Source organism: Iodobacter violaceini (assembly GCF_011601265.1).
In the GTDB taxonomy this organism is placed as follows: Bacteria; Pseudomonadota; Gammaproteobacteria; order Burkholderiales; family Chitinibacteraceae; genus Iodobacter; species Iodobacter violaceini.
The window spans coordinates 1-9679 of the sequence record NZ_JAAOLX010000023.1 but is presented as its reverse complement, the minus strand read 5'-3'; the positions used below and the strand labels follow the sequence as shown (position 1 = coordinate 9679).

At 47.6% G+C, this 9679-nt stretch carries 12 protein-coding genes and 2 pseudogenes; all 14 read right to left on the bottom strand.

Going from position 1 to position 9679, the window contains the following annotated elements:
- Positions 1-125 (bottom strand): polymorphic toxin type 33 domain-containing protein (locus HA050_RS22750; protein ID WP_501037372.1); only part of this gene is annotated, 125 nt, incomplete at its 3' end.
- A 1-nt stretch (position 126) separates the two neighbouring features.
- Positions 127-378 (bottom strand): hypothetical protein, encoded by a 252-nt coding sequence (locus HA050_RS21655; RefSeq protein ID WP_166830575.1) that lies wholly within the window; start codon positions 376-378, stop codon positions 127-129.
- A 773-nt stretch (positions 379-1151) separates the two neighbouring features.
- Positions 1152-1676, bottom strand: coding sequence for an RHS repeat-associated core domain-containing protein (locus tag HA050_RS21650; protein WP_166830573.1), 525 nt, complete (start codon positions 1674-1676; stop codon positions 1152-1154).
- Positions 1677-2081: 405 nt separating this feature from the next.
- On the bottom strand, positions 2082-2471 hold the full coding sequence (locus HA050_RS21645; RefSeq protein WP_166830571.1) for a hypothetical protein: 390 nt from the start codon (positions 2469-2471) through the stop codon (positions 2082-2084).
- A gap of 17 nt (positions 2472-2488) precedes the next feature.
- Entirely contained in the window at positions 2489-3700 is a 1212-nt protein-coding gene (locus HA050_RS21640) for an RHS repeat domain-containing protein (RefSeq protein ID WP_501037376.1), read from the bottom strand.
- Positions 3701-3777: 77 nt separating this feature from the next.
- Positions 3778-4212 carry a DUF4279 domain-containing protein gene (locus tag HA050_RS21630; RefSeq protein WP_166830569.1) on the bottom strand — a complete coding sequence of 145 codons (435 nt, stop codon included), beginning with the start codon at positions 4210-4212 and terminating at the stop codon, positions 3778-3780.
- A 9-nt stretch (positions 4213-4221) separates the two neighbouring features.
- The gene (locus HA050_RS21625; protein WP_166830567.1) at positions 4222-5052 is read right to left on the bottom strand and encodes an RHS repeat domain-containing protein; all 831 of its coding nucleotides are present in this window, start codon (positions 5050-5052) and stop codon (positions 4222-4224) included.
- A gap of 250 nt (positions 5053-5302) precedes the next feature.
- Positions 5303-5653: a hypothetical protein gene (locus HA050_RS22745; RefSeq protein WP_501037375.1), complete on the bottom strand. Its 351-nt coding sequence runs from the start codon at positions 5651-5653 to the stop codon at positions 5303-5305.
- Positions 5653-6774: pseudogene (locus HA050_RS21620) on the bottom strand (RHS repeat domain-containing protein); the annotation flags it as partial. The pseudogene HA050_RS21620 and the gene HA050_RS22745, both read right to left, overlap by 1 nt.
- 185 nt (positions 6775-6959) lie before the next feature.
- Positions 6960-7385 carry a DUF4279 domain-containing protein gene (locus HA050_RS21615; RefSeq protein ID WP_166830563.1) on the bottom strand — a complete coding sequence of 142 codons (426 nt, stop codon included), beginning with the start codon at positions 7383-7385 and terminating at the stop codon, positions 6960-6962.
- On the bottom strand, positions 7382-7744 hold the full coding sequence (locus HA050_RS22740; protein ID WP_501037374.1) for a hypothetical protein: 363 nt from the start codon (positions 7742-7744) through the stop codon (positions 7382-7384). The genes HA050_RS21615 and HA050_RS22740 overlap by 4 nt, the downstream gene beginning before the upstream one ends.
- Positions 7739-8470, bottom strand: a pseudogene (locus HA050_RS22735) (RHS repeat-associated core domain-containing protein); the annotation flags it as partial. The gene HA050_RS22740 and the pseudogene HA050_RS22735, both read right to left, overlap by 6 nt.
- Before the next feature lie 317 nt (positions 8471-8787).
- On the bottom strand, positions 8788-9123 hold the full coding sequence (locus tag HA050_RS21605; protein WP_166830559.1) for an ankyrin repeat domain-containing protein: 336 nt from the start codon (positions 9121-9123) through the stop codon (positions 8788-8790).
- Positions 9120-9679, bottom strand: a 560-nt coding sequence (locus tag HA050_RS22005) for an RHS repeat-associated core domain-containing protein (RefSeq protein ID WP_205836554.1), incomplete at its 5' end; no start/stop codon positions are given. The genes HA050_RS22005 and HA050_RS21605, both read right to left, overlap by 4 nt.

Sequence of the window (9679 nt, the reverse complement as noted above, 5' to 3'; positions counted from 1 at the left end):
CAACCATTTACATTCATATTTAAATACTTTGGAATCCCCGTCCCTTTTCGTGGGCCAGAATACATATTTCCATCCTTATCTGAAAATATATCGCTTCTTGAGTTTAACTTTAAATCATTCTTCATATCATTCTTCGTCAGCCAGGCTGTTGCCAAATGGCTCGCCATCCCAGCGCCAGAGGATTTGTTTGCTAGCTGGATCAGTAATCTGGCGAGGCGTGCCCAAGTGATCGGCCCAGATATAGCTGATGTTAGTGCTTGCACCCGTTGTACTGACCACGGCTACCGGCGTATCGCCCAGCCAAATGGTTTCCTGCACCGGCTTGCCATCGGCTTGATATTCACCCAGTAAATGGCCCTGAGTATCATTGATACACAAAGCAGGACTAACTCAGCGTATAACTTGGATCAGAAAAAGTTTAATTCCTTTGTTTAACATTCTTAGAGCCAAAGAAATTAGATTTAACTTTACTCTGACCCCAGTTATTTCACACACGGGAGAATCAGTGGGCCGACACGCGTAGTGCGTCAGTAGTACAACCTATTATTTCTTGGTTAGATCATAGCCACAGTTTTGACAGTTTGTCCTTACTAAGCCAGCATAAATTGATAGCTGCCCAAGCTTGCCTTGGTATGCAACCGATGTCCCACAATGAGGACATCGTATTTGCGCCAATGCTAAAGACCCAATTGCAATCCACGAAAAGAATGCAATACCCCACCAATATTCTTGTGTATCGACAACACGGCTAATTAACACCAGCCCAAACAAGATAAAGACTGACGTTCCTAAATAGAATTTAGCTCTCGGAGACATTTTCATAAAAACTCTCTATGGCAGGAATTTGCTAAATATGTGATCAAATAAACCACGAAGACCATAAGTTCCCGTTTTAGAAACTGTTTCTGAGAGTCCAAGGCGTCCTGCTAAGCCAATAGATCCCCCAACAACTTTCCCGGTTATTGGATCACACATTAGTGTGCCGCTTCCGATTACGCATGACATGTTTGTATTTTTGGTTGTTCCACTAACATTAGATAGCGGGCCGGGTATATATCCCACTTGGCCGCTCAACCCGACATTCCCACCGCCTCCAGCTCCTCCTGAAATAACGATACCAAAGTCAACCGGATTGTTACTTGTATAAACCCCTATACTGCCTTCCCCTCCACCGACAACAACAAGGCTGCCCCTCCTGTTAAAGCCAGGGTGGCAAGACCCATCGGATCAATCCGTCCTATTGGATTCCCACCCACATACCCACAAGTATTAATCCCGCCAGCCAAACCAATCGGGTCAGATTCAATATATCGGCCTGTTGCAGGGTCGTAATCCCGGAAGTAGTTGTAGTGCTTGCCGGTTTCTTTATCAAAATACTGGCCGGGGAAGCGCTGGTTGTAGCTGAACTTTTTACCTGTCTTACTTGGGTCTTCGTCAGCCAGGCTGTTGCCGAATGGCTCGCCATCCCAGCGCCAGAGGATTTGTTTACTGGCTGGATCAGTAATCTGGCGGGGCGTGCCGAGGTGATCGGCCCAAATATAGCTGATGTTAGTGCTTGCGCCCGTTGTGCTAAGCACTGCCACCGGCGTATCGCCCAGCCAAATTGTTTCCTGCACCGGCTTGCCATCTGCCTGATATTCACCCAGTAAATGGCCCTGAGTATCATTGATACACAAAGCAGGACTAACTCAGCGTATAACTTGGATCAGAAAAAGTTTAATTCCTTTATTTAACATTCTCAGAGCCAAAGAAATTAGATTTAACTTTACTCTGACCCCAGTTATTAGCACGGTAGCTTGGGCTAGCTACTTATCAGCCCGCGGATAAAACTTTAGCCCAAACTACCGCGCTGCCTGCGGTGCTCGGTATGGACAATAAAAGCCGATGCAGAATAATCCAGCATCGGCTTTTCGATTTAACTTATACGGCATAATGCGTCTGAAATAACCACCAGACTTATTATCGCCCTAAAAATTCATTGCGGGTCATGGCCTTGCCGCGGTAATCCTCCAGTCATTGATACGACTTACCGCAAACGTTGGGCTTCGCTTCGCTCAACGCCAACCTACCGTGCTACAGGGCTAGGTCGATCGCCCCCACGAAAAAAATCGCGTAATAAACCGAAATGTTAGAGCTTCACCCAACAACGAGCGATAAAACGGTGGGGTGTAGTTTTTGAATATCGTTTCAAGCGCTGAGATATCCTCCACACTATTCATGCCTTCCTTTGGCCCAATCCAATATCTACTATTATCACCAAAAGGCTCCCACACTACATATGGTTGCAATCGGTACATAAAATTTATATGAACCTCATTAGAGTTCGAAAACATTTTGCGCAACTGTATATCACTAGCTTCCTCTGCTGTCGCTAATAGCTTTGCTACTATTGCAGGTGAAACATAAATATTTTCAATTTCGAAAGCAAAACATCGCAGGTGGTCCTCAGTAAAGACAGGGTAAGTTTTCATGAAAATATCCCATTTATCTAATCGGAGCATCCGCACATCGAACCTGCTGAGCCTGCAGCAGCTACACCAGCACCATAACCATTCATTCCTAGGTTTGTTCTTCCTGCCGCCGCTCGTAGAGCATTATCTGTTGGGTATTTACTTAAATCAGGGGGGCGCCAACTTTTTGCTGCGCCAAAACGAAATGCTCCTTTTAAGCCCTGCCTAAATGCTGATGCTTCAGCGCCTGAAGATGCAAGTATTGAGCCAGTTTTTGCAACTCCAGCATATGCCAACCTACCCATACCTAGTCCAAAAGAAATCCAACCACCTGCTTGATAAGCATTACTGCATTGATTTACTACATTACCTGCCCCCGCCATATCTCTAAGATATTTGCCAGACCCAAACAACAGTGCATCACCAAGTCCAGCACTAAAATCCACTCCTCCTTGCGGAAGAACTGGCATATCAGCCACACCAAACAAACCATATGGATCTGTATCGCCAACCGAATTCCCACCCACATAGCCATAAGTATTAATCCCGCCCGCCAAACCAATCGGGTCAGATTCTATATACCGACCTGTCGCCGGATCATAATCACGGAAATAGTTGTAGTGTTTGCCGGTTTCTTTATCAAAATACTGGCCGGGGAAGCGCAGGTTGTAGCTGAACTTTTTGCCCGTTTTACTTGGGTCTTCGTCCGCCAGGCTATTGCCAAATGGCTCGCCATCCCAGCGCCAGAGGATTTGCTTGCTGGCTGGATCAGTAATTTGGCGAGGCGTGCCAAGGTGGTCGGCCCAGATATAACTGATGTTAGCGCTTGCGCCCGTTGTGCTAAGCACTGCCACCGGCGTATCGCCCAGCCAAATTGTTTCCTGCACCGGCTTGCCATCGGCTTGATACTCACCCAGCAAATGCCCCTGAGTATCATAAACAAACAGGCTAGTGCCGGTTGCTGAGGTTTTTTGTACTCTTTGCCCGAGCGCATTGTAGCTATAGCTGACCGCCACCGTGCCTTTGCTGGATTTAACTAAGCGGCCAGCGTTGTTGTACGTCAGTACCCAACCATTATCGTTAGCGCGATTACCTGCCGCGTCGTAAGTATAAGTGGCTTTGTTCGCCCCGCTGGATGAAAGCAGGCGGTTGCTATTGTCAGCGTGCTTATAATTTGTAGTCCCCGCCCCAACGGTTTGGTCGGTACGGTTGCCGCTTAAATCGTAATAATAGTTAAAAGCTCTGCAGATTGGGCTGGTGACCGATCAGCCCAACAATTCCATGATGCAAATGTTGGGCTGATAAAGCTTTAGCCCAACCTACCGAGCTACTCATTCTCCACTTGCATTGCCTCTCCTTGCCCATAGACATCAAGTGCTAAATCAATACCTAGTTCTCCAAGCTTGCTCAATAAGACATGATTAAAGCAATCACCCGTGTTGCCGGAGGAATACCAGCCAATAAACAATTCAGAGCGCCCATTACCTTTCCGAACTTGATGAAAAAAATCTTTCTTCTGAAAAAACTCATCGGCAACTCTGCTCAACATCTCGTGTAACTCCTCATCGCCTTGCCGAATTAAGCTAAAAGAGCAATAACTGCGATCATAAACCCCACCAAGAATCACTCCTTTTGGAGTTGTTCTCGGTGCACCCTTCTCATGAGCCCATTTTGGCTTTAAACCAAGGTGCTCGCTTATTTCTGAAGGCGTAATAATCAAGCTAAAAAAACGCAAAGACACAGAAAACTGGAATGCATGCATAGCTAACTCCTATGGTAAGTACACATCGTAAGGGCCATGATCCACAGCATCCCCATTTGAATCGCCTGTAATGACATGGCCATTCGGAGTAATACCAGTCCAATCCCGCGGCCCAGCACCGACTCCATCTTTAATTCCATGAACATCATCCTTATCAAGCCCTGGAACTTGGTCAATCGGCTTGGTTCCTGAAGGGCACCCTTTAGGCTTTGAGCCAGGCTTAGGTTTAGCAAATATAAAGTTGCCAAACTTGTCCGTAGAAAATGGCATAGCAACTGGAGGTTGAGCCTTCCACCATGCTGCCGCGGCAACCAACACAACACCAGCAGCTTCACACCCACCTGCTGCACATACTCCAGGTATTATCAATGGGACAAACAGCCCTTGCGGATCTGTAAATCTCAATGGATTTGCCTTTACATACCCATAAGTATTAATCCCCCCCGCCAACCCAATCGGATCAGATTCAATATACCGCCCTGTCGCTGGATCGTAATCCCGGAAATAGTTGTAGTGTTTGCCAGTTTCTTTATCAAAATACTGACCGGGGAAACGCAGGTTGTAGCTGAACGTTTTACCTGTTTTACTTGGGTCTTCGTCAGCCAAGCTATTGCCAAATGGCTCGCCATCCCAGCGCCAGAGGATTTGTTTGCTGGCTGGGTCAGTAATCTGGCGGGGCGTGCCGAGGTGATCGGCCCAGATATAGCGGATGTTAGCGCTTGCGCCCGTTGTACTGACCACGGCTACCGGCGTATCGCCCAGCCAAATTGTTTCCTGCACCGGCTTGTCATCTGCCTGATATTCACCCAGTAAATGGCCCTGAGTATCATTGATACACAAAGCAGGACTAACTCAGCGTATAACTTGGATCAGAAAAAGTTTAATTACTTTGTTTAACATTCTCAGAGCCAAGAAATTAGATTTAACTTTACTCTGACCCCAGTTATTCAGGTGTATGGCGGGTTAGCCCTAAGCCTAACCCGCCACTATTTTTGCAGTCTGAGAGGTGGTTAATACAAACAGCCTATTTGATGAACATCAACCCGCCTTACAGTGCTGATCAGCCATAAGTATGACGCAAAATTGACGCTTAGACAGATGGAGTAGCGCTGCCCGCCCGCCTTCCCTTCCACTTGCGCCATAGCCACGGCAGCAACATGAACCATTGAAGATACCCGACAACGGCGTAAGTTAATGACACAAGTAGCGCATCAGCGATGCCAACCAAATCAATTCCGATAAGACTCACAATAGAGCCGACCAAAGCAGTCGCAACCCACCCACTTGGCAGTGTCAGTACAAGCATTAAGAGTCCATGCCGAAGAAGTATCTCGTTCTTAAGCTCAGGGACAACCTGTGAGTTATAGCTGACCATAGTCCACACGAATATCGAGACCACGACCACCAGCCAGAGGATCAAGAAGATAGCTCGCCTTGTCATCATGATCGCCCCTTGCAGATCTTCTCACAAGTACTGACAATGTCCTCAGTGTACTCTTGGCAGTCATCGCCTGACGGACCAACTCCATATTTTGGACGAGTTGGAATATTTAACTTATTTGAAATACACGTTTCTATGCAACTGTTATCAGCTTGGCGTTTCTCACATGCTTCAGATTTGTAGTAGTCCGTAACTGGTGTTGTGGGCTTGCCAAGACTACCACCAAAAATATTACTAAATGCACCACCGCTCGAAGCCGTTGTGCTTCCACATTTCATATTTGCTCCACTTCCAACGCATACATAGGTGTGGTTAAAAAGTGGCGGCGCATACGAACCGGGCTTGCCCCCAAATGGACGCTTACAGATATATGTAGCCAATCCGAGCTGATCAGTTTTCGTCGTAGGTAAGGCATCTGCGTAGCCATAAGTATTAATCCCTCCCGCCAACCCAATCGGGTCTGATTGAATATACCTGCCGGTAGCCGGATCGTAAACCCGGAAGTTGTTGTAGTGTTTGCCGGTTTCTTTATCAAAATACTGGCCGGGGAAGCGCAGGTTGTAGCTGAACGTTTTACCTGTTTTACTTGGGTCTTCGTCAGCCAGGCTATTGCCAAATGGCTCGCCATCCCAGCGCCAGAGGATTTGTTTACTGGCTGGATCAGTAATTTGGCGAGGTGTGCCGAGGTGATCGGCCCAGATATAGCTGATGTTAGCGCTTGCGTCCGTTGTGCTAAGCACAGCTACCGGCATATCGCCCAGCCAAACAGTTTCTTGCACAGGCTTGCCATCGGCTTGATATTCACCCAGTAAATGCCCCTGCGCATCATAGGCAAACAGGGTAGTGCCGGTTGCTGAGGTTTTTTGTACTCTTTGCCCGAGCGCATTGTAGCTATAGCTGACCGCCACCGTGCCTTTGCTGGATTTAACTAAGCGGCCAGCGTTGTTGTACGTCAGTACCCAACCATTATCGTTAGCGCGATTCCCTGCCGCGTCGTAAGTATAAGTGGCTTTGTTCGCCCCGCTGGATGAAAGCAGGCGGTTGCTATTGTCAGCGTGCTTATAATTTGTAGTCCCCGCCCCAACGGTTTGGTCGGTACGGTTGCCGCTTAAATCGTAATAATAGTTAAAAGCTCTGCAGCTTGGGCTGGTGACCGATCAGCCCAACAATTCCATGATGCAAATGTTGGGCTGATAAAGCTTTAGCCCAACCTACCGAGCTGACTGCCTATTTGATGAACGTCAGCGCGGGTTGATAAAACCACCCCACCTTACAAAACTGGCGCCAATGCCCGAGACAAAGGAGATCACTCATCATTGAAATAGTTGTCAATACTAAGTGAGATTTCGTAGCTACCCAGTTCAGTTAACAACTTCGGTGACAGAGTGGGACCACCATCAAAACTAGCTTGAAAATGACCGCACCACCAAAGACCATCGAATTGATGTGCAAGAGCAATGACCTCTGCTTTTCTGGGTCTCAACGCTATGAGAAGGAATTCTAAACCATCCTCTAAGCTGATCCACTCAGACTGAAATCCAATTTCCCCTTGTCCGTTGTATGCCCAATATGGTCGTCTCGTTTTCAGAATCTGCTGATTTTGCGATAAACTAAATTCGCGACTTGGCTGCAAATTCAATCGAGATGAAACTTCAGATGGCACCAAGTAGTCACCAGAGAAGCGTAGCTCTATCGTGTACAAATGACCTGCTGCATTTTTTTGTTGAGTCATGGAATTACCACATTAGCTGGGATGGTTGGCCAAAGCGGAGGCTGCAAAGAAGGCAACATCCGCAAGCACCGATAAACGACATAAGAGGTGCCACCAACGACCACAACGGTTGCCGTCTTTTGGCAAGCATCTCCACAAGTCTCCGCTGGTGGTGGTGGCGGTCCGCCGCAACCATTTTTTCCATCTGGTTTGCCATATTGCTCCCACTGTGAGTAAGCATCAGCCAAATCTGCTCTGGTAGCGTCTGAATCGCCTGGTTGTTTTACACATTGATGAAACCAACGCTGAAAATTCCTATCAGCATACTCCCACCACTGGCCAGTCTTCCCTCCTTGCCTGGCTAATCCCGGCGGATCCATAAAGCTAACCGGATTCCCGCCCACATACCCATAAGTATTAATCCCCCCCGCCAACCCAATCGGATCAGATTCAATATATCGGCCGGTAGCCGGATCGTAATCCCGGAAGTAGTTGTAGTGCTTGCCGGTTTCTTTATCAAAATACTGGCCAGGGAAGCGCAGGTTGTAGCTGAATTTTTTACCCGTTTTACTTGGGTCTTCGTCCGCCAGGCTATTGCCAAATGGCTCGCCATCCCAGCGCCAGAGGATTTGTTTGCTGGCTGGATCAGTAATTTGGCGAGGCGTGCCCAGGTGATCGGCCCAAATATAGCTGATGTTAGTGCTTGCGCCCGTTGTGCTAAGCACTGCCACCGGCGTATCGCCCAGCCAAATTGTTTCCTGCACCGGCTTGCCATCGGCTTGATACTCACCCAGCAAATGCCCCTGAGTATCATAAACAAACAAGGTAGTGCCGGTTGCTGAGGTTTTTTGTACCCTTTGCCCAAGCGCGTTATAGCTATAGCTGACCGCCACCGTGCCTTTGCTGGATTTAACTAAGCGGCCAGCGTTGTTGTACGTCAGTACCCAACCATTATCATTAGCGCGATTACCTGCCGCGTCGTAAGTATAAGTGGCTTTGTTCGCCCCGCTGGATGAAAGCAGGCGGTTGCTATTGTTAGCGTGCTTATAATTTGTAGTCCCCACCCCAACGGTTTGGTCGGTACGGTTGCCGCTTAAATCGTAATAATAGTTAAAAGCTCTGCAGCTTGGGCTGGTGACCGATCAGCCCAACAATTCCATGATGCAAATGTTGGGCTGATAAAGCTTTAGCCCAACCTACCGAGCTGGGCGAGGAGAAGCCAAGCCGCAAAGCGTGATTTATTCAGCACAAAAGACAAAGCCAGCTCAATGGCGGCACACGGTGTTTAGTGTGCTGCCATTGAGCTGGCCGACAAGCGAAGCGCGGCAGGAACGCAATATTTAGGCACGCGGCGCAATGCGCTGCGCTTATCGACGCCCTAACAAAACCATTGCAGCGTACGCGGTAAAAAAATAGCCAGCTATTACTGCCCTGGTAGTTTCCCAAATTCATTTTCAATTTCGGCAGAAGCACCATGAGCAAGCAAAAACTCAACTAGGTGTAAGTGCTTTCCATTGTACGCATAGTGCAATACTGTAGAGCCCATATCACCTTTTTGATTTATGTCCATCTTGGCATCAACCAATAAAGCGATTGTTTTCTCATCTCCAAGTTGAGCAGCTATGTGCATAAGATTGTCGCCGTTAGAATCTACATAAGTAAGCGGGTCAATAGGATCAGTTGGATCGCTCGAGTCATAGTTAATCAAATAGTCGTATTTTTCTTGTAATGTCTTGATTACTTCATCGCTTAGTTTCATGGACATGTACACCCTTTTGTATTTTTAATCTTCGTTTCTAAATTTTTAATCGCATTTAGCGACTGAATATTAGCGGCTTCATGGTGTGCTCCCCATTTTGCATCCCAAGCTATGCGTGCAGCTAATAATGCCTTCTCGCGTGCTAACTGCCATTTTAGCTTTTCACAAGGATCTAAATCCGGAGGGGGCGGTTGTTTATATGCATCATGCTCGGCAGCTGCTTCTGGATCATTAACACGTGGTGGCTTAATACTCTGTAACGCTATTTCGCTAAGTATTGCCCCACCAACAGTTATTATCGCTGTCACAGCGGCCTCACAACCACCAGCAGCACATACAGGTATGGCTAAAGCAGGAACAAATAAACCACTTGGATCAGAGTACGACAGCGGATTGCCGCCCACATAGGCATAAGTATTAATCCCGCCCGCCAAACCAATCGGGTCTGATTGAATATACCTGCCGGTAGCCGGGTCGTAATCCCGGAAGTAGTTGTAGTGCTTGCCGGTTTCTTTATCAAAATACTGGCCGGGGAAGCGTAGGCTGTAGCTGAATT

What these genes read in the sequence shown, in the direction of transcription:
- HA050_RS21645 (WP_166830571.1), bottom strand. Translation starts at nt 2,471, where the DNA reads ATGAAAACTTACCCTGTCTTTACTGAGGACCACCTGCGATGTTTTGCT.
- HA050_RS21605 (WP_166830559.1), bottom strand. Translation starts at nt 9,123, where the DNA reads ATGAAACTAAGCGATGAAGTAATCAAGACATTACAAGAAAAATACGAC.
- HA050_RS21630 (WP_166830569.1), bottom strand. Translation starts at nt 4,212, where the DNA reads ATGCATGCATTCCAGTTTTCTGTGTCTTTGCGTTTTTTTAGCTTGATT.
- HA050_RS21615 (WP_166830563.1), bottom strand. Translation starts at nt 7,385, where the DNA reads ATGACTCAACAAAAAAATGCAGCAGGTCATTTGTACACGATAGAGCTA.
- HA050_RS22745 (WP_501037375.1), bottom strand. Translation starts at nt 5,653, where the DNA reads ATGACAAGGCGAGCTATCTTCTTGATCCTCTGGCTGGTGGTCGTGGTC.
- HA050_RS22740 (WP_501037374.1), bottom strand. Translation starts at nt 7,744, where the DNA reads ATGGATCCGCCGGGATTAGCCAGGCAAGGAGGGAAGACTGGCCAGTGG.